We start from the raw sequence: 24,084 nt of genomic DNA on the forward strand, positions 1-24,084 counted from the left end.
TCGGAAAGCCGGATGAGGGAAAACCTCACGTCCGGTTTGATGCAGGGGGAGCTGAAAAAGTAAAAAGAGGGCTTGCGCCCTCCAATGAAATTTCAGTTCTCTACTCTACTAATACCGCTTTAAGCCTCATCCGTCTTTCGGCGGTCGATCGCTTCGGCCATTGTCTTATCAGTGAGATGCGCATAGATTTGGGTTGTTTCAGGTGACGCATGACCGAGCTGCTCTTGGGTTTTGTATAGATCGTTACTTAAGTAGTAGTCGGTAGCGAAAGAGTGACGCAGCTTATGGACGGACAAGTAAGGCTTGCCGAAGCGTCTGGCGTATTTCATGACCATCTCTTGAATCGCACGTTTGGTCATTCTTGAGCCTTCCTTCTTTCCATTCGCGATGGCGAGGAATAGGGCTTTTTCTTTCTTAGGAGCTTTGTATCTTGTTTCTCGCTGAGCCAGGTATTCTTCAAGATCGCTGACCGCATCCTGTCGGAAGTAGACGGGCGTCTTGAACGTATCGTCGTTCTTCCCTTTGCGGAAGACATAGACAAGTCTTTTCTTAAAGTCTATATCATCCATATTCAAGTTCACGAGCTCGGACACTCGAAGCCCGGAATTCAGAATTAAGCTTACGATACAGCAGTCTCGCACCCGATTGAGCTCATGGGAATAGATCGCCTGTTTATTCGTTGCCACATCATGAGCATAATCTTGTTTAATGTAGTTAATGAATTCGATAATCTCTTGTTCCTGAAGAAGCTTACCTTCCAGCTTAGCAGCGGTATCCTTAGGTTTCTGTGTGCGTTTGACGGAGACCTTAGCCATCACATTGCGCTTAAGCAAGGGGTAGAAATGATCATCCTCGGCAATCTGGCTTAAGTAATGGAACAAGGAGCGAAGGGATGAGAGCTTACGAGAAATAGTTGTCTTCGTGTTCGCATGGTCTCGCTTGGTCGCAAGGAACATTCGGAAATTATCGACGCTGTCCATGTGAAGACGTTCTAGATCCTCCAAAGGAATCTCGGTCATTTTATCCGTTGACGTTAATCCCTCTGCCATCAACCAGGAAAGAAATGTTTCATAATCGCGTATGTACTCCAATAAGGAGGAAGGGGACAAGTCCGGCAGTTTATAGTTCATGAATTTCTCGACGTACCAAGGCATTCTTGGAATTCGTTGATCGAGCTCTTCGCGATCTTTTTTCTTTTGCAGGTTCATGCATTCACCTCATTAGCTGTCTCTTTCAACTGTAATAGGAGTTATGGAATTATACAAGTGTTGGCGGCGATAAATAGGCGTTTATGAAGCAACATTGATATTAATAATAACGTCTAGATAACATAGAGCTTATTGTGGTTGATAATTATGGGGGGGTTATGCTATGAAAATAAAAAGAGTATTCACAGTTATGGTTATGGTGTTGGTGTTCATAGTCGTTCTAGCCGCATGTGGAGAGAAGCAGAATAACCAATCTACCGGATCAAACCTCAGGTCCGCCGAGCCTGATATTAAAGGAACGATCACCTCTATGGAGGGGAATCGTCTGCTCATCGTAGACAAAGAGACAGCTATCCCTGGCAATACAACGCCGACTCCGATATGGGTCAAATTCAATAAAGAGCAATTAGAGGGAGTTAAAATTGGTTACCTCGTGAAGGCTTGGAGCACTGGAGTCATGCTTGAGAGCTATCCGATGCAAACTGAAGGAATTAGGCTGGAGGTAGTAAACTCCAATGTTGGCAAGGGCGACCTGCAAGGAACAGTAACCAACGTTTACCTTGATGATTCCGATGAATTGAAAAGTTATATGGAGGTGGATGGTAAAAAGCTGAGCCTAATCCCATCAACGGATTACTTGCTGAACGATGCTTTATCAGATGCTAAACAAATCAAGGTGGGGGATCGGGTAGAAATTTGGTTCCCGGGATATCAGATTATGGATGAACAAGTGGTCACGCAGGTGCGGATTGTTAGATGACTTTTAGACTAGTGGAGGTTGTGCGATGGATGGCATCGGCTATGTATTAATCTGGACATTACTTATTGCGGCACCGACATTGGCGCTATGGAAGAGGCGTTGGTGGCCATCCGCGCTCTATCTCGTTGGAATACTCATCTTTCTCTATGAGATGCTGAAAGAGAAGGACGGTTGGGATGATCTGTCTGACCTCGCAACTTTAATCGTTGTTGTTATCCCAATTTATATTATTGCTTCCGTGCTTTGGGTTGTTAACTGGGTTATGAAACGAAAAATTAATTAATTGTTATACCTCCACTTTATGAGGTCAAATAGTACATAATAATAATTATGTAAACTATTAGTAGGAGTCCAATAGTTAGTGTCATTAAGTACTAAGGGGAAAATGATCGGAGGGATTTCAAAGTGGCCATTATTCAAGTTACGATTGTTCCTCTAGGGACAGGAACGCCGAGTGTTAGCGATTATGTTGCGTCGGTTCATCAGGTGTTAGAACAATCAAAGGAAGAGATCAAATATCAGCTCACTCCAATGAGTACGATTATTGAAGGGGAACTGGATGATTTGCTAGCGGTTGTAAGACGAATGCATGAAGTCCCATTCGAGAATGGGGCTATGAGAGTTTCTACTTCCATCACAATCGATGATCGCAGGGATAAGAAAGGGTCGATGGAGCAGAAGCTTCAGTCCATTGAAGAAAAACTAAAATTAAAAGAATAATCGGAGACAGTTGTATATTCCGGTTACAGAAATACAAACAAAGAGCCGATGACGTGGATACGTCTATCGGTTCTTTGTTGTGGTTAGGTAATACACGAAGTAACAAAGCTATTCCAAGTATATGTGCTCGACTGTCATCTCATATCCTTCGGGCGCATCGGCGATAATCTCAACCTGTCTCGGAGCCTCGACTCGAAGGTGCAGTCGATCTTTCTCCAAGATTCGCCAGGAGACGTCGATGCGGCCGTTGTGCGCAAGCGGAACTGTTCCGTTGGCCCATTTCAGCCCGCTAGGCTGTGGAGAAATTCGTACCTTGGACCATCCCGGTGTCAAGCCTTGAACGCCTAACACATACGCGCCGAAGAAGTAAGAGGGACCAGCTGACCAAGCATGGCAGTGGCTGCGCGTCAGCATTTTCGGATTCTCGTTGTAACCGCTCCACGGATACATTTCCCAGCAGGTGGTGGCATCGTTCTCGATCATAAAGCCATAGTTATTTCGTATATCCTTCAACATGATGTCCAGACGCTTCACCTTTGCTAATGCCTCGTAATAGAAGAAGGACATGAAAGGGCTGCCGACTTGCACGAACGATTCCGGAGGCGAAACGATATATTCCTCTAAACGACTCATCCTCGCTTCGCTCGGAATGTCGCACAGGTAAGCGACAATCTGCGTCTGCATGCTGACGGTTGACGATGGGCTCCCGTCCGATCGAATACAATCCAAGTAGGCCTCTCGTTCCTCATTCCATAATAGTCGATCAATTGACGCGCGCAGTTTATCCGCTTCTTCGAGAAGTTCTCCTGCACTCGTATGATCGCCTACGAGAGTTCCGATCTCAGCACCATGGCGAAGCGCTCTGACGAGGAACATGTTCTGCGGTGTAACAATGCCTTCTCTTGGCTGCTCGAACGGCGCCCAATCGAGAAGATTCCAACCCTCCCGCTCGAAGAGACCTTGATCATTCAGAAGAACCAAGTAATGCTTCAAAGTATGCTTGATATGAAGCCAGATATCTGTAAGGAAGACCAGCTTGCCGTCAAACTGGTAATATTCGCGGCATGCGGCGATCCAGAAGAATGTCCAGTTGGGAATAACGCTGTTCCAGCCGCTTGGCACCTGATCGGAATATAGCGGTGTCTGGTAGCTGGAGCCCGTCACGAGCTTCAGGCAATGTTCCACGATTTCGCGGGCGCCGAACGTATAGTAATTTACGAGTGCTTCATTGCGCGCATCGCCGACCCAATATACTTGCTCGAACGCGGGACAATCGACGAAAGTGTCTTCCATGCAAAGTCGGGTTGTATCCCGACTGATGAGCCATATATCGTTTAGCAGCGGATCACTGCTCCGGAACCGTCCGACATTAGCAAGCGGATAATTGCTCTGCAGCAGCTTAACCTCATATACCTTTGCCGGGCGCGCAGCGCCGCGAACGGTAAGAGTTAAGTAACGAAGTCCTCTTCGCACGAAGGACACATAGGATTGCCTGCCTTCGCGGCAGGTGTACCGAAATGTATTATCGAGCAAGTAGGTGTGCTGTCGCCATCCGTCCTTCATATATTCGAGTCCGTAACCGTCGATGACAGTGCCGCTTGCAGCGTCCAGCTCGAAGGCGACGTAACCGGACAACTCGCGGCCGAAATCGATCACGAGCTCGCTGTCCAACCCGGCGAAGACTGGGATTTCTGCAGAGTCGGGACCGGGAATGACGGCGTGCTGCAACGCTGAAGGCACGGACATTGCCCTCTCCGTTGTCTTCCAGACGTTGGATGTGAAGACATCGTTCCGATTGAACAGTTGAGGATCAACTGGACGAATCCACGCAAGGTGAGGCTTCAGTCCTTCTGAAGACGAGACATTGCGGATGGATTCATAGTCTGGATGGTCTATGATCAGCTTCCGACCAGGCTGATTATCGATGATTTCGAGTTTATCGAACGGTCCTATCGCGACGAAAGGGGCGAAGCCATCATTGACTGCAACGGGCGGAAGGACGTCGAACTTCGTACCAGCAGCGTCGAAACCAAGATGAAAGCCATGGCCGTGAGTGACGCACGTGACATCAATCAAGAGGAAATGCTCTCCGGACTGCAGATCGACGGTAAGGTAACGCTCCGGTGCTTCGCCAACATAGTTGTCGAGCTCGTACCATTGGCCGTCAAGGCTGATGGCGCTTTTGCAGCGCCCGTCGTCGACAATGCCGATCGTGAATGTAGCCGCTTGATCTAGCTGAATGATTGCAGCAAAGAATCCGCTGAATTGGACATTGTTCGCGTGATCCGCGCTTTCCGGCATCATAATGCCGCGTAGATCGAAGACGGCACTCCATGCCGCAGGCTTAACAGCGCTAAAAGCTTCCACACGGTCCGGGTATATCGGCTCTTCGGTCAAGTAAGGGATAGGCCGTTTAACCAGCTTGGTCCATGGCTGCATTCCAACTGGACCAATGACCGCAGCCGCTTCCCATTCGCTATCATCGTAACAGGGTTCCGTCCAAGCATTGTCCCAATCCCGAGCGTCGACGATTTCCGTGAAGCCTAGCTGGCACGACATGCGGGATGAGGTTGAATTGTATCCCTTATGGATCGATGTTTTCCAAGCGGAGTCTGTTGCCAGCATCGAACTCTCGTCAGAGCCCCCAACACCCTTTACCTCCAGAAGCAATCCACCGCGGCCGCGCAAATATTGAAATGTGGAAAGACCGTAATGAAGCACAAGTACTGAGACAACGGTCTCAACTCCGGAGCTCATGAGATGTCCTATTTCATATTCATCGTACGCCAATTCGGTGGGCCACGATCTAACGGGACCGCGGCCAATCAGCTTACCACCGACATATAACACATAACGGGAATCCGCCGTAATCCGCAGCTTCGCTTGCTTTACATAGGTTTCAGGAGTGAAGGAACGCCTGAAGCAGCGCCATTCATTCCTCGGGCTTTCCTGCCCTATACCCCATATCCAGGATGCTTTCCAATCTGACTGAGATTGATGATCCATAAGTAGACCCCCCAATTAGAAATAACATTCGATTTCACTGCTTCATTATAAAGTAAAGAAATGCTGATAGAAGGGCGGTTTCGGACAAAATATGGGGGTGATACGGCTATTTTTAAGTGTGTGTGACTAATGCGGAAGTTATGGAACAACATGTCGTCATCTCACAGTTTTCTTGTCAAGAGCAGAAAGTGCAGATACACTTGATTTCATGGAAGCCTCTGGGGGTGCCTGAAGTGAAAAAATTCGTCTCCGTAACAAGTATCAGCCAATATCTGACACCGGATGTGCCAGTGTTTGTGAATCGTGTCTCCGTTTATCGAATTAAGTTATGTCAGTGAAGGCAAGGGATATCACTATATTGAAGGGAATACCATCCCGGTCGACAAGGGAGATTTGTTTTTTCTGCCGGTTGGGGTGTCTCATGTGTTCCGCCCGACGTCAACAGCTCCTGATCAAAGGCGATTGATCGTCTACAACTGTATCTTTACCGAATTGTTCTCTATACGATTGCTTCACAGCTTCCTGGAGGACGAGCGCCTTCGTCAACTGCTTAAAAGCGCATATCCTGAACAATCTTGGCTGCACCTGCATGACAGGTACGGTTTTTTCCAGCATTCATTCAACATCATGTATGAAGAATTCTGCCAGCGTCGATCGAATTATGTAACGATGGTTCAATCAGAAGTCATGCGACTGCTTATTCATATAACAAGAGAACTCGATGAGAGGGTGAACGAGCTCAGTCGTCCGCGCCGCAAACGAGACACAGACAGCGGCATGGATGCGATCACCGAGCAATTGCGGAGACAGCCCTCTGAATCTCTTGGCGTACGTGAATATGCGGCCAAGTCTGGGATAAGCGAACGCCACTAAGATAGCTGATAAAGGTACGGGTATATCCTCATAAATTGACAAAAAATCCGAATCCCTCCTGCAATGAAGGAGGGATTTTATATTGGAATTACCATTTAGGCTCATGTTACTATTGGAAAAGCCAATGCCGATGTTAATATCTCCACATAAAATAGTGGCATGTACAAATAACGTAGAAATAGATAAAAGGAAGTTGATCATTTCATGTCTTGTCATATCGGAAGGGTTAATATTGCAAAAAACGAAGGTACGATCATTTTTGGAAATGTCATCAACATTTCCCCTAATAACACGACGAAGAACAACGAGGAATCAGGCGAAGGTGTCACCGGAGAGGTCTCTCTTGATAACACCCGATTCAGCCTGACAATACCAAACAATCCGATTGTTCCAGATGTCACGTTATCGAAGCGCAAGAAAAGAAATAGAAATAGAAATTGAATTAGATATTAACTTACCTAACTCAATAAGCAACCCCCTCGTACCGTGTTTGGGAGGTAGCTTGTTGAGTTTTTTTTATTGGTGGAGGCTTGTCCAATTTGACTCCTGTCCCGGGAACCTTTTTCACCAATGTAGTATGCGCTTCTCTTCTTGCCTAGTTCAAGAAGATGATTTTCACTTTAATCGAATGTTAGAATATTCTAACTAACACAGATATTACTGTCAAAACGTCTGAATAGAAAGGATGAGCATTGTGATTACCGTATTGGGAATGAATTCAATAGATCCATCCCTATTTCTTGGCATGGAGCGTACCATTTTTATGCTGAAAGATAAGAGCCCGATCGTCTACAGCTATGAATCACTGCCTGAGTTAAGATTTGAAATGAAGCTAAGAACAAAAATAGTCGAGACCGCTCATGCACTGTTAAGGAGCAATTCAGCATTTGCTACCTTTGAGAAATCAAAATGCAATCCTATGTTTTGGAATCTAACCGAATACGGGGGTTTTAAGCTTAGAAGTGGCGTTCTTCCTTCAACTGCGATAAGAGATATTTTTACGAACGGTTCTCTTTATGCTTTTGAGTGCGCTACAGCGAAAGTAATCGTTTTGTATAAGGCGGTTCTTGATTCCATCGGTGAATATAGCTTTAATCGTTATTTTACAGATCTCCTTTTATGGGACTGGAACTATGATAAAGATCTTCGATTAACAACCATTAACACCACTAGAGAAAGTTATCCGGGAGATATTCTCTATTTTAAAAATCCGGATGTAAACCCCGATACAACGGAGTGGCAGGGTGAGAACGTTGTTAAGCTCGATGATAACCTGTATTACGGGCACGGGATTGGCATAACAAATGCGAATGGTATAATCGCTGCACTTAATAAGCATAGGAAGCCGAATAGTACCCAATCCGCTTACCTTATGGATCAAGTCACTTACCTGGATTTCAAATATTTATATCATCTCTCTGCTGACAACGGCGCCGAATCCATCCCGCGATACAACAGCAATTTCATTTCTGCAAAAATTGGGTTTTCTCGTTATGTCAGGGTATTTGAATAAGAAAGCCGGCTTCCAACATTCGGAAGCCGGTTTTATGTTTCTGACATCATTCTCAAATAGTCCAGCCGGATTATATTCATCTGTGTTAGTGTAATTCATCTCCGGTATTACCACTATATCTGTGTGTGTGTGGAATCATGCCATTAACCGTAGTAGACCCTTCAAAATAATGAATGTGTCCACCGGCTGGTAAGGGAATAGCGGGTCCCGTAGTTCCTCTAATCACATGAGTATGACCATCGTCAAATGACGTGTAAGTAGAGTAACCATGGAAATGGGGGACTCCCGAGGGTGCCGATTCTGTAGTGCCTGCGTATTGATGTCGATGTCCGACATCAAAAGAGGTGACGCCGGAAAACTGATGTACATGAACGGGTCTTCCATCCCAAGTCGTAATATACAATACATGGGAATGATCAGAACCTGAATCTTCGTTATGAATAACAAAACCTGTAGCGGAAAATTAGAATTACGTGAATATTCCCTTATGTTTTTTCGCGCATGCGACTTTAAGGCTATAAAAGTAGTAAATTGTCAATAAGGAACAAACGTACAAACCGTCCATCTGACCCCCTCATATCATGACAGAGTGATAAGACATCACAAATACCGAGAGGGTGGAGGTTGAAAATCCATGGGTGTTGGAGTTGGTTACGGTAGCGCTGCTACGTTTGCGTTGGTCCTATTTATTCTTCTGGTGATCATTATTGCAGGGAGTGCGGTTATCTAATTTCCTCGCTTAATCCACCATCTTAATTGGCCGATCAGATTCGTTCTGGTCGGTTTTTTTGTTTGTCGTCGGTCAAGAAGATAATAAGAGGCTTTTTGATTTCACAGTCATGATTCTGATCACTTATTTTCAAATAATTTTTCAATTTATTCGCGAGCTGATCGCTCCGCTTGTATGTTTATGATCATATTCAGATTCAGTTTTTTGTCTTTTCCGATAAGTAATCTATCTTACAGAAAAATCAAGAATACTGGAGTACTTTGGATTGGGGGACGTTTCTGGTTATCGGGATTGCATTCAGGTCCTTACTGGCGGCGAATAGATTTTGGTTGCACGCAAGCGACGGAAACCCTTCCGCGATGGGTCATACGGAATGGACACCATATCCTCGAGTTTCAACAAATTGGTGATGCGCATTGGCAAATCAAAATCAGAAAAGGATAAAGATGCAAGAAGAAAAAGAACGGAAAATTTAAATAGTGGCAAAAATAAAAGCCCGCATGTTCCTACAAGGAATCGATGCGGGCTTTTTTATGATTAAGCTGTCTTCCTGGCAACCATTTTGAAAGTAACGCCTGTAATCAAGCCGTAAAGAAGGTGTGTAGCCAGACTTAGTAGCATTGCCGATGCCCCGCCTCCAGCGCACGGATTGCCGCAAGCATTCGAAGTTACCGCTGCAGTTCCACAAGCAGATTTATCAACTGTACCGCAAGCGGATTTTTTGACTGTGCCGCAAGCAGATTTTTCAACTGTACCGCAAGCAGATTTTTCAGCTGTGCCGCAAGCTGCTGTACCGCAAGCGCCTGCTCCACCTGTAAGCATAGGCATCAAGAGCAACGGCCCGATAACCCAAATGATCACACCGAAGATAAGACCGATGACCGCCGGATTCAGTTTGATCATACTAGCAAATACGGAAAAGGCGATACCAAAGATCAAGCTGATAACCATGTGTACAATAAAACCAACGACGGCCGTGTCACTACCGACCATGGTTGCGATGCCGGGTAAGGAACCCATCATTCCCATCGGAATGGCCATAATCAATCCGCCAACAAGACTAGCAATGATCCCCGCTTTGAAATTGATCTTCCCTTTAGAACTTGTCATCATTCTGCCTCCTCGAATCTAATGATTATAATGATTTCAACAATTACAATTATATAGGTGACGGAAATCTCAAGTATGTAAGATGGCTTACATAAGGAAAATATATAATCTGTTACGATATGAAATAGATGACGATAAAGATAAGGGGTGTGTTCTCTCTTGCAATGGAAAAAGTGGTTAAGATGGTTGGTTTTAATAGGAGCTCCAGCTAGTTTGGGTTTACTTGGAATCTGGCATCCGACGCATGTGTTTTTTGATGAAATGCTATCGCATTCTCATCATGGAGACTGGTGGTTAATTCTTCATATACTTCAGATGCCGCTATTTGCATTAGTTGCAACGTCGGTATGGTTATTGTTACGAAAAACGGACAATCTATTTGCCTCGTTGAGCCGAGTAGCATTATGGATCTTTGCGATATCGTATACCGCATTCGATACGATAGCGGGAATAGCATCAGGCATATTGTTTCGCTATGTTCGTGGTGCCTCTATCGCTGAGGGGGATGCGGCTTATGATCACATGTTTGGTTTGTTTCTGGCCTTGTTTAATTTGGATATGCCCGGTGGACCAATCATCATGAACTTAGCCGTATGGTCATGGGTGGCTGCCATGTTACTCGCAGCCGTAGCATTATACATCAAAGGAGTAAATCGGGTTGGTGTCGTTCTGATCGGGATTTCAGCTCTCACTTTTCAGTCACATGTTAATCCTTACGGACCGATTACAATGGCTTTAGTTCTTGCAGGTATAATCTGTATAGAGTTCTTTCCAACTAAATGGGTGGAAGCTACTGATACGAATCCGGAGGTGGATAAACAATGAAGAACCTACAAACATGGAATCGTCGAGGATGGATCATTGCGATACTACTTATGATCTTTGTGCTCGGTGCCTGCTCTAACGTGGAAGAGAAGTCTTCACCACCGCAATCACTACCACAAGCTTCTTCAGAGAATAGACCTGAAACTGCCGATTTCAAATTGCAGGGATTAAACGACACGACCATCGATAGCTCTATTGTGAATAAACCGATGTTCTTAAGCTTCTGGGCGACGTGGTGCCATTTCTGCAAAGAAGAGATTCAGTTAAGGACGTGGAAGCTTATGCCCTGAAAAATAAATATCAAATTCCCATTTACCTCGATCAAGACGGAGAAGTAACCGAAAGCTTTCGAGTATTAAGCACGCCTACTTTTATACTACTTGATCATCAAGGCAATCTGGCATATAAAAAAGTAGGAGCGGCAGGTGAGAAGGGTGTACAAGCCTATCGGGACATCCTGGACAACTTGATCGAGGAAATGAGTGAACAGGGAGGATAACCATGAATTTGCAACTCGGTTTAGCATTCGCGGCAGGTCTTCTATCCTTCCTGTCTCCTTGTGCACTGCCACTTTATCCCGCATATATCTCGCGATTAACCGGACTATCCTACAAAGAGATTGCGGATCCTAGCAAGAGCAGACAGATCCGAAATCGTATTATGGCACATACAGCAGTGTTTATTCTTGGAATTTCTCTGATCTATTTCATGCTTGGATTTTCCGCTACCTTGCTCGGACAATGGCTGATTGACTATCGGGAATGGATCCGCATCGGCAGCGGTATTCTATTCATCGTTATGGGCTTCATACTTGTTGGTTTACTTCGTTTGAAGTGGTTTGTACAAGATCGGAGAGCAATGAACATAGAACGACCTGTAGGAAGTTATCTCGGTTCATTCTTACTCGGGCTCGGATTTGCCGCCGGTTGGACACCATGCATCGGACCTATGCTCGGTTCGATTATCTTATTCGGCTGTGTTAATGAAATCGGGAGGTGTAGTCTTGATCGCCATCGGAATCCTCCTGGTTACCAATAAGTTGGCTATATTGTCCGCCTATTTAAACAATCTTTTTGATTTTAGAGGAATATTATAAATTGATACACATTGCCTAAGCGGAGGAATCATCTAATGAAATACCGAATTTCTCCGGTCTGGATTATAAGCTTTTCACAATGGCTAGTTATCTTGGGCTGGTTTAACTTTTCTTCATTACTGCCTCTCATACAACGGGATTTGCTATTAACTTCTTTTCAAGCGGGGATGGTTCTGTCGAGCTTTCAGTTTGGGTATCTGCTCTCTGTGATCTTGGTAGGCAGATTAACAGATCGTGTAAAACCTAGGCATATATTTATTGTGTTTGCCTTGATAACGGGTACGGCGGGGATCATGTTCGCACAACTTGCCAACAGTTATTGGACTGCGATTTCCTTGCGGTTTTTGGTTGGATTTGGACTTGGTGGAATCTATGTTCCTGGTTTGAAGTATTTATCTGGATTGTATCCTTCAAGAGAGCGCGGCAAGGTGTTTGGAATATTCGTGGGATCTCTGGTTATTGGTTCAGGAAGTTCATTTTTTATTGCTGCGCCATTAACCGCTCTATTCAACTGGCGTGAGATTATCTTATTCACCTCATGCACAGCTTTTGTTGGCGCATTCATGATGTTTGTTTATCGATTAGACCCTGAGCCAAAGAAGAACGCTGCTAGGTCATTCTTTCAATCATTTTCTATGATAAGGAATAATAAAAAGCTGATTCAAATGAATGCAGCTTATATGGGGCATATGTGGGAACTGTATGCATTCTGGGGGTGGATCGGACCGTTCATGGCATTCCGCTAAGTCATCAGGAAATTGCCAACATGATCGGTTCCACGCGGGAAACCGTTACGACGGTTTTGAATGATTTGTCCAAAGACGGTGTAATCAAAACAGGTCGCATGTCCGTTCATGTCAACTTGAATCATCTCTCTGAATATGTCTAAAAAAGGGTCTACTTTTATGAATGTCTCAACTAAATATGGAACGATATTTGTCAGGGAGAAGATTAAAGAAGTACAGCCCCCAATCGAAATACTTGTCGATTCTGTCAACCGGAGAAGGGGAAGCCTTGCTGCTCTATCGGGGTATTTCCGTTCACGGTAAATGGTGTTGGCGATTGAAGCAGGTTATCGATTCGTCGTTTGTTAGGAAGTATAAATAATATACGTCATTAATTTCTCTTCAACGGTGACTCCTCTTTATGGAAGGCAAATAAGTTCTCCAATTTGAAGTATCGATCTAAACTAAGCATGTAGACGCGTCTTCCGCAAAGTATCAGGCTGAAAGCACTGGTATAAAGAGTAAGACTGATTAAATTCATATTGCCTGACAGAATGAAGTTAATATGTATAAAAATACAAATCAGAATGGATGGGAATGTCAGTAAGCCTGTAACGAGTAAGCATCCTAGCACGATCTGAACCAACGGAATGCTGTAATTCAAAAACAAAACATGATCTAATGCCACATGTTCGATGAGATATTTATAAAATCCGGGCACATTCGATTTTCCCATTGCGTCGATTAAGTAATCTCTGAGGAATACCCCCGGCTCACCGAACCAGGATTTCCCTATAATCTTAGTAACCCCCGCCAAGAGCCAACCCAAACCGAAAAGAACGCGCAACAACAAAATCAATGATTCAAACCCCCGTCTTTCCAGATTCTGTCTTTGAAGCTTCTGCAAGGGCCCAATCATTCACTTTTAACCTCCTCGTAGATAATCTGATAGATGAACGACTAAACACCTCTCTATAAACTACGGCAATTGTTTCTTGTGATATAAATGTTTTTCCTTAATGCAAAACTTTTAGTCTAATACAAAATAATTGATATCACCCATATTGTCAATCGTTTACTCGAACTTATTTTTTTCCGGTCTTGTACACGTAACAAGTACAATTTCTATTGGATACTGTTTGGTAGCAGAACTCGTTACAAAAAAGAAATAGCGGAACCTGAAAGAAAACAGGTTCCGCTAATTTGCATTAGCATTAAACAATTAAAAGAAGAACGGAAATCCAAATCCAAATCCAAACGGGAAAAAAAACAGAGATGCGATCAGGGCTAGCGAAATCGCAGCGACCGCTGCTCCTCCGCCAAAGCCGAAAAACGGGGTAAACGCAGATATTTTTGCTTTGTTTTTAAGTTTAGTGCGGATTTGGGCTTTTGCCTGTATTGCACTGGTCGTCACAGTTCCAGGCCCTTTTACGCATCCGCTTATTAACAGTTGTCCTTCCCGGCAATCAGTGATAGTACCATATAAATGTGTTCCATCGTGCAAAACAGCACAGACCTGTTTACCGATGTATGGGCGAATCGCATCTACAGAAATGGGACAAAACGATTGCATAGGTTCCACCTCCCTCAATATGATGTTGAACCGTTAATCATGATTCAAATCAACTTATGTCAGGGGAAACCCGTTGGAGTGGATGGTTGTACCCGCCCAGTTTGTTATCAGGCAGTAGCCCAAGGAGGGCGCACGGCTCATGATCCAAAAGTACGGACTTCCGGATGGGGCAAACGAAGTGTAGAGAATGCCAGAAAATTTTATGCGGAAACGGCTGTAAAACATACTATCCATCATCAGCCGACTCCCTACACAACCGTTGTTATTCCAGATACCGCAGAATACGGCAGATCCTGATGTTGCTATCGTGTTTCTTTGCAACTAGCGGACCGATGCTCAGTTCGATTTTAGAGGTTATTTATGTTTTGTTTCGTATTTGCTCTTATAATGGCTCAATGCAAGCACAGGCCAAATGTAGGGATAGCTATGGTATCGAATATAAAAGTAGCCAGGTAGACCGGCTCCCGTCGGATAGATTTCTTGATCCGCCTTGTTCATGGTGTTTAGCAGGTATTGAACACTCTTTTCCATGGCTGAATTCGGTTTCGGATAATAGGCTACCAGTGCGTCGAGAGCCCACGCCGTTTGAGAAAGTGTGGAATGGCGCAGTGGGATATATCGTTTCTCCTGGTCACTTTCGCAAGATTCTCCCCAACCTCCATCCGGATTTTGAATGCTCCTCAGCCACTGTACGCCACGCTGTATACATGATTGTTCCGGGTTTTCTCCAACAGCAAGCATACCGGTCAACGCAGCCCATGTCCCGTAAATGTAACAAATCCCCCAGCGGCCATACCAGGAACCGTCCGTTTCCTGGTGCTTCTGCAACCAATGAACCGCGCGGCGAATAAAAAGGTGACGGGCGGTCAATCCAGCGTCTTTGCCAAGAAACTCCAGTGTTCTACCAGTCAAATCGGCTGTTGACGGATCGATGGCCGCCGCGTCTGCTCCGTTCAAAGGGAGCATGGTTAATAAAGGATTATCGGTATTCTTCTCGAATGCGGGCCACCCGCCGTCGTCGTTTTGCATAGATAATATCCATTGAAGTCCTTTGCTAAACGCTTCTTGGTATTCCATACTGCGAGTACCCAAATTGCGGACCGCTCGCAGTGCGGCGGTCGTATCGTCGACATCCGGATTAATGGTATTGATATCAGAGAAGCCCCAGCCTCCGGGAATAGGATTCTTGATGCGGCGGCTCCAGTCGCCTAACCGGGTTTGCTGTTTGGAGAGCAGATAACGGCCTGCGGATTGGATCGAGGTATGTTCAGGGGGCAGGCCTGCTTGTTGAAGAGCGTGACTGATCAATGCCGTATCCCAAACAGTTGATGTCGAGTTTTGTACATGGATGGAGCCATCCGTCTGACAAAGGAGCGATTTTAAGCCATGGATAGCATGTACGATGATAGGATGACGTTTGTCGTAATCGATAGAGAGAAGTGCAAGTATCATAAGAAATGTAGCGCTGGCATAACTGTACAAGGTTTCGTCGGGTTCAATTCGATCTAACATGTATTGTTCCGCTTTTTTTATGGATTGTTGATGAATGTGTTTGGGAAGAGTAGCGAGTTTTTGTATAAATCGATCCATTTCGCTCCATATTGCGTCGGGACGAAGTGTGGAACTTGTGTAATGTGCTTCGGGAAAAACGCCGCGGACGAACAAGTCGGATAAATCAGGTGTTCTTTCATTCCGCATCACAAACTTTTTATCTGCGAGAAGCATAATGGGAGCTAGATGAACCCGGGCATAACCGGAAAAATCGTAGAAATCGATCGGAGCTGCGGAAGGAAGCAAGATGAGTTCGATGGGAAGCGGAACGATAGAAGTCCAAGAATATTGCCCGGTGCATGCGAGAATGATTTTGGTCATGAGATCTTTGACATTCCGGATTCCGCCATTGGAAAGAATATACTGTTTGGCTTGTTGGATATTGAAGTCCGTTGGTTTACTGTAACCGGAATAGAGAAGAGCGTAATATGCTTCCACCGTCGCGGATAAATTCCCTTGCGTCTCGTCCGGATACACCTTCCAGGCACCATTCTTTTCCTGCTTGGATATAATCCGGTGATGAAGGGCGCGTATCCACTCCTCGTCAGTGATTTGCAAGGTGCGCAGAATAATGATCATATAGGCGTCTGACATTACACCGCTATCGAAACAAAACCTCCATGAACCGTCTTGCGACTGCTTCATGTCGAGGTGCTGCGCCATAAGTTGAATAGCTTGATTAACATGAATGAGCATGATACTGAGTACTCCTCCAATGGTTTACGTCTTAGGCTACTGTAGTGTATGACTCTTGGAGATCCAATGTGTAGAGTCGACAAATTACTACCATTTTTAGAGTCCAACCAATGGTTATTTACTCATCCAAATATGGATAGATTTTCTGGCTGTGGTACAACATAACGGAAAACGTGAAAAGAGGAAGATACATGTATTGGGATGCTTGGCCCATTGAACGAATATTGATTCTGTTTGTCAGCCTGGCTTTCATGATGATCGGGATTCAAGTAACAATGTTTCATTACAGGCAAAACTTTCACCATAAATCCATGTGGCTCCCCGTTATTTCTGCACCGCTTTTCTTTATGGTCGGACTGGCTCTTACATTCTACAACGTGGTGTGGCTAAACGGTTTGTTTCAAGTCATGATGTGGTTCGGGGTGATCTCGGGATTAATCGGATTTTATTTTCATGTCCGGGGGGTCGGTGTTCGGGTAGGGGGATGGGCGCTCCGTAACTTCCTGATTGGACCGCCGGTTACACTTCCTATGATGTTTACAGCGATAAGCGTATTGGGGCTTATTGCAGTGTACTGGGAAGCTTGATATCGATGAATAATATAGTGAGAGAAAGGCGGAAATACGCATGAGCGGAAACACGCGGTATCCATCCTTTAACGTCTTGGATGAAAAAGATGCCTGGGATGATCATACGCAGCAAATTGTAACTTCAAGAAATCATTCGATAGACAAGTATCAGTTTCTAAGTGAACGTGAGGCTGAGATATTGCGCTCCATATGCAGTTTGTTAGTTGACGACTCTTCGCCAGATACGCTTGCGTTCGTTATCTCCCATATCGATAAAACATTGTATTCTTCACCAGGGGAAGGGCAAAGAAAAGTCGGTGTGCCGGCCGCATCGGAATTGATTCGGCATGGGCTGAAGGCGATGGAGCAGTCTTCACAACAAATATACTCCCTATCTTTTACAGAATTAGAGGCAGTAAAACAAAAGAATATAATCAATGACATCAGCTATAGTAAGGCGGAACCTTCTTCAATATGGAATGGAGTACCGCAGAAGGCGCTGTTTGAAAAACTAATGCGGTTGACCGTCGAATCGTATTGCTCCCATCCGCAGGTCTGGTCGGACATCGGTTATGCAGGTCCGGCTTATCCGCGAGGATATGTTCGTACGCAGTTGGGACAACTGGATCCATGGGAGGCGAAAAAGGAAAATGAAGCGTAAATATGCGAATGAAGAAGTGGATGCTGTCATTGTTGGCGCGGGAGCTGCAGGAGGGGTGTTAGCCAAAGAATTGAGTGAAGCCGGACTCTCTGTGGTCGTTCTGGATGCCGGTCCACTCCGGGACGCGCAGAAGGATTTTGCCAGCGATGAGCTTTCTATGAGGAATCTCGGTTGGCAGGATACACGAATTGTGGACGGCACCGATCCACTCACGATGGGCCATAATAATTCCGGGCGAGGTGTCGGTGGCGGCACCGTTCATTTTACAGCGGTGTTTCTGCGTTTTCAGGATGTGGATTTTCAGGGGAAGACGATCGACGGGATTGGTGAAGATTGGCCTATAAGCTATGAAGATCTCGAGCCTTATTACACTAGAACGGAAAAAGAAATTGCCGTCTCCGGGCCCAAGCATTTTCCCTGGGGGCATTTTAATGGACCTTATCCTTACCCAGAAAGGGAACCGCTGAGTCCGAACGCTTATATGTTCATGAACGGTTGTGACAAGCTGGGAATACGTTCGTCCGTTGCGCCGCTTGCCATATTATCCGCACCATTCGAAGGTCGTCCACCTTGCATTAACCGTGGATTTTGTAATCAAGGCTGCATGCCGGATGCTAAATTCAGCACGTTGATCGTTCACATTCCAAAAGCGATAAAGGCAGGAGCCGAGGTATTGCCGGACTGTATGGTAACGCAAGTGTTGATGGGCAAAGACGGAATGGCCAAGGGAGTGACTTTCGTCCATAACGGTAAAACGTACGAGCAAAAAGCAAAAATAGTGATTGTTAGCGCATTTGTAGTAGAGACTCCCAGGCTGCTGCTCAACTCAGCAAACGAGCAGTTTCCGTATGGGCTTGCGAACAGCAGCGGAATGGTCGGGAAATCCATCATGGTGCACAGCAGTAATGACGTGTATGCCAAGTTTGATGATGAAATCCGTTTGTACAAAGGAACGCCGGTACTCGCGACAACTTTGGATTTTTACCGAACAGACCCCAACCGCGATTTTGTTCGCGGCTATACGCTTCATTCCCACGGCGCAAGGCCGGTTGAATTCGCGAACGGTGTTTCCAAAGCGCAGGGCGGCCCGATATGGGGCGAGCGATTTAGACAGGCGCTTTTGGATTACAATCATTACGGCAGAATCACGTTGGTCGGTGAAGTAATGCCGAATATGAATAACCACGTAACTTTGGCGGACGAGAAAGACGAATACGGTTTGCCGCGGGCTAAAGTGACTTTCAGTTATGGTGAGAATGATCGGAAGTTAATAAAGCACGCAGAGCGTACGATGAGCTCCATCTTGGAAGCGGAGGGGGGAAAAGTGGAGTTCGTCGTTCCGGATACGGCACATATGGCGGGAGGATGCCGAATGGGGAACAACCCTGCCGATTCCGTCGTTAATTCGTATGGACAAAGCCACGACATTCCCAACTTGTATGTGTGCGATGCGAGTATTTTCGTCACTTCCGGGGCGGGGAATCCGACGAATACCGTCATGTCGCTAGCCTTGCGTACGGCGGAATATATAAAAGAAAAAATGAAGAAACGGGAAATGCAAACAAGCCGAGGTTAATCGGTATTTCAATCTTTTACGTTCTAGTTTGAAAACTTCCAATGCAATGGATAAAATAGGATTAATCGCATCCTTAATCCAGGCGAACGCCGCCAGTCTGCTTCAAATCAACACGCAAGGAAGAAGGGACCATCCAAACGGAGATTCCATTTGAGGGGGTTATCTTATTACTTATGGCTACTTCGGTCACTTGGGGGGTGCAGGCCTTGGATTTTCTGCTTCCGTACGCCACTCTGCGTACCCGATCGAAGGAGCCGATCATAGTCGGACCTTATTTCACCGTTCCCCACCAGCAAGTCACTCTAGCAATCGATAAGAAATATAATCAAATGTTACATGCTAAGATAACAGGAGTGCTGCAAATTGTTATACGAGAGGAAGGAAGCGTAAAGTAATGAAAACTGTGGAGAGTAATACCAAACCTGTATCGGACACTTCCGACATAAAGAAAAGTGTACCTTGGATTTATTTTGTTCTCTTTTTTGCCGTGCTGAACGAATCGGTATTTAACGTATCCACCCCAAGCATTGCCAAGCAGTTCGAGCTGGATGCTTCTGGCGTCAGCTGGGTAGTTACGATCTTTTTTATTTTCATCGGCATGGGAATGGTCATTTTCGGCAAACTTTCCGATATGTACAGTATCAAAAAATTGATAACGATAGGAATAATCCTGTACAGCTTGGGGTCTATTCTGGGCTTTGTTTTACAATCTTGGTACCCCGCCGTCATCTTAGCAAGGGCTCTTCAAGGGATTGGCTGTGCCGCCATCCCGGCGCTGGTCTTTGTCATGGTAGCCCGATTTTTTACGGCGGAAGAACGAGGGAAAATGTTTGGTATCATAACGTCGACAGTGTCTTTCGCGATTGGTATCGGTCCGGTACTCGGCGGTTATATCGCAGGCTCGTTCCACTGGGCTTATTTGTTTCTCGTTCCGCTCCCCGTACTCGTCGCCATTCCTTTTTTCCAAAAGCTTCTGCCGAAGGAGCAACGCAGAGCGGGCAAATTGGATATTGTCGGAGCGGCGCTGCTTGGTATTGTAGTGACGATGCTGGTTCTGTTTACGACAGAAGCACGCTGGCTTTATTTGCTCGCAGCCATATTAGCCCTTGTCCTATTTATCGTTCAAATCCGCCGGGTGAAGGAGCCGTTTGTCGATCCCGCCCTTTTCTCGAATTCGCTGTATCGGACCGGGGTCATCATCAGCTTTCTTATATTCGGTTCCGTAATCTCTATGTTGTTTGTGATTCCGCTCATGTTAAGTAATATATACGGTCTGAACACGGAGAGTATCGGTCTCCTTATGTTTCCGGGAGCATTCAGCGCGGTTATATTCGGAAGAGTTGCCGGCAATATGACGGTCAAACGCGGAAGCCATTTTGTCGTGTATATGGGGCTGACCTTGTTAGCGCTTAGTTTTCTGCTGCAATCTTCTTCCATCGGGCTTTGGGTGTGGTATATCGGGGCTGCCCTCGTTCTGATGTATATTGGATTTTCCTTCGTTCAAACGGCACTAACGGAAAGTATAACGCAAATATTGCCTGCTCACCAAATCGGCGTCGGCATGGGCTTTTTTAATATGGCAGCGACTCTTGCCGGGGCGGTAGTGACGGCACTAGTCGCCAAAGCGATAGAGAATGAGCTGTTCGCTTTCCCGTTTCATCCTTTTATTGAGGACTCACGTGCCTATTTGTACGGCAATCTCATTCTGATAATAGGCTTAGTTATCTCAGCTTGCGTGCTCTTGTATTTCATATCTTTCGGTAAAAAAGCCCCGCAGCCGGTTAATGAACCGATTTAATCTGAAGAAAAGCTTAATGAGGTTAACTATAGTGAGGATTTTGCAGTAAAGTTGAACTAGCAATGTGGGAGGGTGGATGTTGATTCTGGTAAGATTGTATAGGATGGGGTAAAATTAAAGAAGAATAGTGTTTGTTCGGTTTCTAGCTCTACAATAAATGAACCATTCCATTGACGGAGTGGTTTTCTTTTGTACTTTCTTGCGATTCCGTCATTGTAGGTGGTGGCCTTATTTCGTGCATTATAATTGACATAACAATAATTATGTAAACATATAGGAGTATCATAATGATTAATGCCATTAAGGATATGAAGTCAACTGAACAAGAGGCCATTTCCTTTATACGTATGTTCTATGAAGAGATGGGACAATCCGAGGAAAAACGGGATGCACGATTATTAGAGATTTTAAGATGTCTGCAGGAGACAGGCCGTTACTCACATACGGTCGAGGAATTGGCCTACGGAGCAAGAGTGGCCTGGCGTAACAACAGCCGATGCATCGGCAGACTTTTCTGGGAATCCCTTGAAGTTATCGACGCTAGATCAGCGGATTCGGAAGAAGCTGTTGCTGAGGCTCTACTGCGGCATATAGATTATGCAACGAATGAAGGGCGTATTCGCCCTGTTATTACGATCTTTGCTCCCGAGAGCGGGGATCAGAATATTCGGATATGGAACCATCAGCTTATTCGTTATGCAGGTTATAAGACTGCTGAAGGAATTGTAGGAGACCCTGCATCAGTCGCCTTTACCGAGCATTGCTGGCGTCTAGGCTGGAGAGGAAAAGGAACAAGATTTGATATTTTACCGTTAGTCGTCCAGTTGAATGGTCGTGAGCCTAAGTGGTTCCACATACCTGAGTCGCATATTAAAGAGGTTGAACTGGTTCACGCTGATATCGATAATTTCGCCGAATTGAACTTGAAATGGTACGCAGTGCCGATTATATCGGATATGGTTTTAGATTTAGGCGGTATCAGATATACGGCTGCACCCTTTAACGGCTGGTATATGGGTACTGAAATAGGTGCACGTAATTTAGCGGATGTCGATCGTTACAATCAACTTCCCGTTATCGCGGATCTATTGGGTTTGGATCGAACGACGAATACTTCGCTTTGGAAAGACCGGGCGCTTGTTGAACTCAATGCCGCTGTCATTCATTCCTTCAAACTAAATGGAGTCAGCATTGTCGATCATCATACGGCTGCCGATCAGTTCATGCGATTTATGAAACGAGAACATGATAATGGTCGCAGTGTAAATGGGCGTTGGTCGTGGTTAATTCCTCCGATGTCACCGGCAGCAACACCAATATGGAATCAAAGCTTCGAGGAACGTGAAGTAAAACCTGATTTTATCGCTCAACCGCCTGCTTATTAAACTTTAATATTCATCACAAATAATTATTATACAAAAAATATACAGATTACAAACCTCTTATATACTTTAATTGTTATGCTCGACTCTAGTATTCGGCATAACAAAAATGAATAGGAGGTTTTGTAATGAGTTATGTTTTGCGTAAAAAAAGACTGGCCATTATGCTTGTGATCGCGATGGTTTTCTCCCTGTTCGCCATCTTCGCGGTAAGCGACAAGCACAGTGCCGATGCCGCCACCACTTCATTCCGTTTTGTGGTAATGGGTGACAGCCGCGCTTCGACAGACGGTATCAACGAGACCATGCTTCGTGAATTGATGACCCAAGTCAAAGGGTTATCGACGCAACCTGCTTTTGTTATGTTTACAGGTGACCAGGTACAGGGCGGTTCAGATGTGGAAACCGAATTGTACGAGTGGAAAGCCATTGTGGACGACTATTATCCGATCAACAAGTTTTATCCGTCCCTGGGGAACCACGAACATGATGAAACGGTTTTCACCAATGTTTTCAATTACCTTCCTAGCGAACAATTGTCTGGTTACAAACGTACGGCATATTACTTCGATTACGGCAACTCGCGGTTTATTACGCTGAACTCCGACCGTAAAAATTCCAGCGGAAATTACGTCATTACTTCTACGCAGCGCAACTGGCTGGACAGTACCCTGCAGGGTGCGGCAAACAATGGGTTAATACATACATTTGTTCAATGGCACGTTCCCGCTTATCCGATCGGTTCGCACTACGGCAACTCGCTCGATGCAAGTCCTGCCGACCGCGACGCATTCTGGGATATTATCGACAAGCACAATGTGACGGCCGCATTGGTCGGGCATGAACACAACTATAACCGCCGTTTGATTGATAGTTCCTTTAACGGAAACGGCTACGCGTTCGACAAACAGATTTACCAACTTACGCTTGGCGCCGCAGGTGCTCCGCTGAGCTCGACGGTTAAAGATTCGAAAAATGTGATCGTCGGACCTGTTGCGAAATATCACTACATGACGGTCGATATTGCCGATGCTGTAGCAACCTTTAAAGTTTACGACAATAACAACAGCCAACTCGATTCATTTAAGGTTGACAAAAGCGGCAGCAGTTCAACATCGACAACGAAATCGTTCCAGAACGGCGTATATCCGACTTCCAGCTATGCAGGGAATAAGGATACATACCTCTCGCAGTACGACGCGACGACGAATTATGGCTCGATCACTACGCTTTTGGTTGACGGAGATGACCCAGGCGGAAGCGGCAAGGATAAATCAGCCATCCTCGAGTGGGATATTTCCAGTATTCCGGCCGGCAGTACGATCAAATCGGCAAGCATTACCCTACATGTCACGGATGCGAGCAGCGGTTCATATGAGCTCTACCGGATGAAACGCAACTGGTCCCAAAGCTCGTCAACCTGGAATCAATATTCATCCGGGTACAATTGGGAAGTGGCCGGAGCCAACGGCACGAACGACAGAGGATCAACTGTCTTGGGCACGGTTACTGCAAGCAGCACAGGTAACTATACGTTTAACCTGAATTCGTACGGAATTTCACAGATTCAATACTGGGTCGACGGCACTCATTCCAACAACGGCTTTATCCTGAGCGACAGTTCCGTAGGCGACGGATTGGATTTCAAATCAGGCGAGACCTCTACTACGAGCAACCGCCCGAAATTGACGATCACTTACGAATAAAGAAAT

General features: G+C 45.5%; 26 protein-coding genes and 1 pseudogene. 20 read left to right on the forward strand and 7 right to left on the reverse strand.

Annotation, left to right across the window (positions count from 1 at the left end; translation table 11 throughout):
* Positions 1–119 precede the first annotated feature (119 nt).
* Positions 120–1,208, reverse strand: coding sequence for a tyrosine recombinase XerS (gene xerS, locus ACESLK_RS20460; RefSeq protein WP_373231561.1), 1,089 nt, complete (start codon positions 1,206–1,208; stop codon positions 120–122).
* Positions 1,209–1,371: 163 nt separating this feature from the next.
* Between xerS and ACESLK_RS20465 the strand changes: the two genes are divergently transcribed.
* The 3 genes from ACESLK_RS20465 to ACESLK_RS20475 all read left to right on the forward strand — a co-directional run bounded on the left by ACESLK_RS20465 (position 1,372) and on the right by ACESLK_RS20475 (position 2,688).
* Entirely contained in the window at positions 1,372–1,968 is a 597-nt protein-coding gene (locus tag ACESLK_RS20465; protein WP_373231562.1) for a DUF3221 domain-containing protein, read from the forward strand.
* 25 nt (positions 1,969–1,993) lie between these two features.
* Positions 1,994–2,251, forward strand: a complete 258-nt coding sequence (locus tag ACESLK_RS20470; protein WP_373231563.1) for a hypothetical protein — start codon at positions 1,994–1,996, stop codon at positions 2,249–2,251.
* Positions 2,252–2,373: 122 nt separating this feature from the next.
* A complete protein-coding gene (locus ACESLK_RS20475) occupies positions 2,374–2,688 on the forward strand; it encodes an MTH1187 family thiamine-binding protein (RefSeq protein ID WP_373231564.1) in 315 nt (104 codons plus the stop codon).
* Positions 2,689–2,796: 108 nt separating this feature from the next.
* Here ACESLK_RS20475 and ACESLK_RS20480 read toward each other — a convergent pair whose 3' ends face one another.
* Entirely contained in the window at positions 2,797–5,694 is a 2,898-nt protein-coding gene (locus ACESLK_RS20480) for a family 78 glycoside hydrolase catalytic domain (protein ID WP_373231565.1), read from the reverse strand.
* Positions 5,695–5,997: 303 nt separating this feature from the next.
* Between ACESLK_RS20480 and ACESLK_RS20485 the strand changes: the two genes are divergently transcribed.
* The 3 genes from ACESLK_RS20485 to ACESLK_RS20495 all read left to right on the forward strand — a co-directional run bounded on the left by ACESLK_RS20485 (position 5,998) and on the right by ACESLK_RS20495 (position 8,080).
* Positions 5,998–6,567 (forward strand): cupin domain-containing protein, encoded by a 570-nt coding sequence (locus ACESLK_RS20485; protein WP_373231566.1) that lies wholly within the window; start codon positions 5,998–6,000, stop codon positions 6,565–6,567.
* Positions 6,568–6,771: 204 nt separating this feature from the next.
* On the forward strand, positions 6,772–7,008 hold the full coding sequence (locus ACESLK_RS20490; protein WP_373231567.1) for a spore germination protein: 237 nt from the start codon (positions 6,772–6,774) through the stop codon (positions 7,006–7,008).
* Positions 7,009–7,312: 304 nt separating this feature from the next.
* On the forward strand, positions 7,313–8,080 hold the full coding sequence (locus ACESLK_RS20495; RefSeq protein ID WP_373231568.1) for a protein-glutamine gamma-glutamyltransferase: 768 nt from the start codon (positions 7,313–7,315) through the stop codon (positions 8,078–8,080).
* A gap of 85 nt (positions 8,081–8,165) precedes the next feature.
* Here ACESLK_RS20495 and ACESLK_RS20500 read toward each other — a convergent pair whose 3' ends face one another.
* Positions 8,166–8,522 (reverse strand): YmaF family protein, encoded by a 357-nt coding sequence (locus ACESLK_RS20500; RefSeq protein ID WP_373231614.1) that lies wholly within the window; start codon positions 8,520–8,522, stop codon positions 8,166–8,168.
* An 825-nt stretch (positions 8,523–9,347) separates the two neighbouring features.
* Positions 9,348–9,920 carry a hypothetical protein gene (locus ACESLK_RS20505; protein ID WP_373231569.1) on the reverse strand — a complete coding sequence of 191 codons (573 nt, stop codon included), beginning with the start codon at positions 9,918–9,920 and terminating at the stop codon, positions 9,348–9,350.
* Positions 9,921–10,133: 213 nt separating this feature from the next.
* Between ACESLK_RS20505 and ACESLK_RS20510 the strand changes: the two genes are divergently transcribed.
* From ACESLK_RS20510 to ACESLK_RS20535, 6 genes are all read left to right on the forward strand, one after another.
* Positions 10,134–10,745, forward strand: coding sequence for a hypothetical protein (locus ACESLK_RS20510; protein WP_373231570.1), 612 nt, complete (start codon positions 10,134–10,136; stop codon positions 10,743–10,745).
* Positions 10,746–10,977: 232 nt separating this feature from the next.
* Positions 10,978–11,244: a TlpA family protein disulfide reductase gene (locus tag ACESLK_RS20515; RefSeq protein ID WP_373231571.1), complete on the forward strand. Its 267-nt coding sequence runs from the start codon at positions 10,978–10,980 to the stop codon at positions 11,242–11,244.
* Between the two features lie 2 nt (positions 11,245–11,246).
* A complete protein-coding gene (locus tag ACESLK_RS20520) occupies positions 11,247–11,783 on the forward strand; it encodes a cytochrome c biogenesis CcdA family protein (protein WP_373231572.1) in 537 nt (178 codons plus the stop codon).
* 93 nt (positions 11,784–11,876) lie between these two features.
* Complete coding sequence (locus ACESLK_RS20525; RefSeq protein WP_373231573.1) at positions 11,877–12,587, forward strand: MFS transporter; 711 nt, start codon at positions 11,877–11,879, stop codon at positions 12,585–12,587.
* Between the two features lie 20 nt (positions 12,588–12,607).
* Positions 12,608–12,730: a helix-turn-helix domain-containing protein gene (locus tag ACESLK_RS20530; RefSeq protein WP_373231574.1), complete on the forward strand. Its 123-nt coding sequence runs from the start codon at positions 12,608–12,610 to the stop codon at positions 12,728–12,730.
* A gap of 35 nt (positions 12,731–12,765) precedes the next feature.
* Positions 12,766–12,948, forward strand: a complete 183-nt coding sequence (locus ACESLK_RS20535) for a hypothetical protein (protein WP_373231575.1) — start codon at positions 12,766–12,768, stop codon at positions 12,946–12,948.
* A 9-nt stretch (positions 12,949–12,957) separates the two neighbouring features.
* On the opposite strand, the gene ACESLK_RS20540 is transcribed toward ACESLK_RS20535, so the two are convergent.
* The gene (locus tag ACESLK_RS20540; protein ID WP_373231576.1) at positions 12,958–13,485 is read right to left on the reverse strand and encodes a hypothetical protein; all 528 of its coding nucleotides are present in this window, start codon (positions 13,483–13,485) and stop codon (positions 12,958–12,960) included.
* A 303-nt stretch (positions 13,486–13,788) separates the two neighbouring features.
* Positions 13,789–14,139, reverse strand: a complete 351-nt coding sequence (locus ACESLK_RS20545; RefSeq protein ID WP_373231577.1) for a hypothetical protein — start codon at positions 14,137–14,139, stop codon at positions 13,789–13,791.
* Positions 14,140–14,178: 39 nt separating this feature from the next.
* Here ACESLK_RS20545 and ACESLK_RS20550 point away from each other — a divergent pair, with 39 nt between their 5' ends.
* A complete protein-coding gene (locus tag ACESLK_RS20550) occupies positions 14,179–14,436 on the forward strand; it encodes a hypothetical protein (RefSeq protein ID WP_373231578.1) in 258 nt (85 codons plus the stop codon).
* A gap of 57 nt (positions 14,437–14,493) precedes the next feature.
* Here the strand turns inward: ACESLK_RS20550 and shc are convergent, their stop codons facing one another.
* Complete coding sequence (gene shc, locus ACESLK_RS20555; RefSeq protein WP_373231580.1) at positions 14,494–16,386, reverse strand: squalene--hopene cyclase; 1,893 nt, start codon at positions 16,384–16,386, stop codon at positions 14,494–14,496.
* Between the two features lie 191 nt (positions 16,387–16,577).
* Here shc and ACESLK_RS20560 point away from each other — a divergent pair, with 191 nt between their 5' ends.
* The 7 genes and pseudogenes from ACESLK_RS20560 to ACESLK_RS20590 all read left to right on the forward strand — a co-directional run bounded on the left by ACESLK_RS20560 (position 16,578) and on the right by ACESLK_RS20590 (position 24,078).
* Positions 16,578–16,973, forward strand: coding sequence for a hypothetical protein (locus tag ACESLK_RS20560; protein WP_373231581.1), 396 nt, complete (start codon positions 16,578–16,580; stop codon positions 16,971–16,973).
* A 40-nt stretch (positions 16,974–17,013) separates the two neighbouring features.
* On the forward strand, positions 17,014–17,616 hold the full coding sequence (locus tag ACESLK_RS20565) for a gluconate 2-dehydrogenase subunit 3 family protein (protein ID WP_373231582.1): 603 nt from the start codon (positions 17,014–17,016) through the stop codon (positions 17,614–17,616).
* Positions 17,606–19,192, forward strand: a complete 1,587-nt coding sequence (locus ACESLK_RS20570; RefSeq protein WP_373231583.1) for a GMC family oxidoreductase — start codon at positions 17,606–17,608, stop codon at positions 19,190–19,192. The genes ACESLK_RS20565 and ACESLK_RS20570 overlap by 11 nt, the downstream gene beginning before the upstream one ends.
* 125 nt (positions 19,193–19,317) lie before the next feature.
* Positions 19,318–19,503: pseudogene (locus tag ACESLK_RS20575) on the forward strand (AraC family transcriptional regulator); the annotation flags it as partial.
* An 83-nt stretch (positions 19,504–19,586) separates the two neighbouring features.
* Positions 19,587–20,990 (forward strand): MFS transporter, encoded by a 1,404-nt coding sequence (locus ACESLK_RS20580; protein ID WP_373231584.1) that lies wholly within the window; start codon positions 19,587–19,589, stop codon positions 20,988–20,990.
* A gap of 287 nt (positions 20,991–21,277) precedes the next feature.
* On the forward strand, positions 21,278–22,375 hold the full coding sequence (locus tag ACESLK_RS20585) for a nitric oxide synthase oxygenase (RefSeq protein ID WP_373231585.1): 1,098 nt from the start codon (positions 21,278–21,280) through the stop codon (positions 22,373–22,375).
* A 125-nt stretch (positions 22,376–22,500) separates the two neighbouring features.
* Positions 22,501–24,078, forward strand: coding sequence for a DNRLRE domain-containing protein (locus ACESLK_RS20590; protein ID WP_373231586.1), 1,578 nt, complete (start codon positions 22,501–22,503; stop codon positions 24,076–24,078).
* Positions 24,079–24,084 lie beyond the last annotated feature (6 nt).

Origin of the sequence: Cohnella sp., from assembly GCF_041640265.1 — a bacterium.
In the GTDB taxonomy this organism is placed as follows: Bacteria; Bacillota; Bacilli; order Paenibacillales; family Paenibacillaceae; genus Cohnella.

Bases quoted from the DNA above. Each gene is read 5' to 3' on its own strand.
- xerS (WP_373231561.1), bottom strand. From the start codon at position 1,208: ATGAACCTGCAAAAGAAAAAAGATCGCGAAGAGCTCGATCAACGAATT.
- ACESLK_RS20465 (WP_373231562.1), top strand. From the start codon at position 1,372: ATGAAAATAAAAAGAGTATTCACAGTTATGGTTATGGTGTTGGTGTTC.
- ACESLK_RS20470 (WP_373231563.1), top strand. From the start codon at position 1,994: ATGGATGGCATCGGCTATGTATTAATCTGGACATTACTTATTGCGGCA.
- ACESLK_RS20480 (WP_373231565.1), bottom strand. From the start codon at position 5,694: ATGGATCATCAATCTCAGTCAGATTGGAAAGCATCCTGGATATGGGGT.
- ACESLK_RS20490 (WP_373231567.1), top strand. From the start codon at position 6,772: ATGTCTTGTCATATCGGAAGGGTTAATATTGCAAAAAACGAAGGTACG.
- ACESLK_RS20495 (WP_373231568.1), top strand. From the start codon at position 7,313: ATGGAGCGTACCATTTTTATGCTGAAAGATAAGAGCCCGATCGTCTAC.
- ACESLK_RS20505 (WP_373231569.1), bottom strand. From the start codon at position 9,920: ATGACAAGTTCTAAAGGGAAGATCAATTTCAAAGCGGGGATCATTGCT.
- ACESLK_RS20520 (WP_373231572.1), top strand. From the start codon at position 11,247: ATGAATTTGCAACTCGGTTTAGCATTCGCGGCAGGTCTTCTATCCTTC.
- ACESLK_RS20525 (WP_373231573.1), top strand. From the start codon at position 11,877: ATGAAATACCGAATTTCTCCGGTCTGGATTATAAGCTTTTCACAATGG.
- ACESLK_RS20530 (WP_373231574.1), top strand. From the start codon at position 12,608: ATGATCGGTTCCACGCGGGAAACCGTTACGACGGTTTTGAATGATTTG.
- ACESLK_RS20535 (WP_373231575.1), top strand. From the start codon at position 12,766: ATGGAACGATATTTGTCAGGGAGAAGATTAAAGAAGTACAGCCCCCAA.
- ACESLK_RS20540 (WP_373231576.1), bottom strand. From the start codon at position 13,485: ATGATTGGGCCCTTGCAGAAGCTTCAAAGACAGAATCTGGAAAGACGG.
- ACESLK_RS20545 (WP_373231577.1), bottom strand. From the start codon at position 14,139: ATGCAATCGTTTTGTCCCATTTCTGTAGATGCGATTCGCCCATACATC.
- ACESLK_RS20550 (WP_373231578.1), top strand. From the start codon at position 14,179: ATGATTCAAATCAACTTATGTCAGGGGAAACCCGTTGGAGTGGATGGT.
- shc (WP_373231580.1), bottom strand. From the start codon at position 16,386: ATGCTCATTCATGTTAATCAAGCTATTCAACTTATGGCGCAGCACCTC.
- ACESLK_RS20560 (WP_373231581.1), top strand. From the start codon at position 16,578: ATGTATTGGGATGCTTGGCCCATTGAACGAATATTGATTCTGTTTGTC.
- ACESLK_RS20565 (WP_373231582.1), top strand. From the start codon at position 17,014: ATGAGCGGAAACACGCGGTATCCATCCTTTAACGTCTTGGATGAAAAA.
- ACESLK_RS20570 (WP_373231583.1), top strand. From the start codon at position 17,606: ATGAAGCGTAAATATGCGAATGAAGAAGTGGATGCTGTCATTGTTGGC.
- ACESLK_RS20580 (WP_373231584.1), top strand. From the start codon at position 19,587: ATGAAAACTGTGGAGAGTAATACCAAACCTGTATCGGACACTTCCGAC.
- ACESLK_RS20585 (WP_373231585.1), top strand. From the start codon at position 21,278: ATGATTAATGCCATTAAGGATATGAAGTCAACTGAACAAGAGGCCATT.
- ACESLK_RS20590 (WP_373231586.1), top strand. From the start codon at position 22,501: ATGAGTTATGTTTTGCGTAAAAAAAGACTGGCCATTATGCTTGTGATC.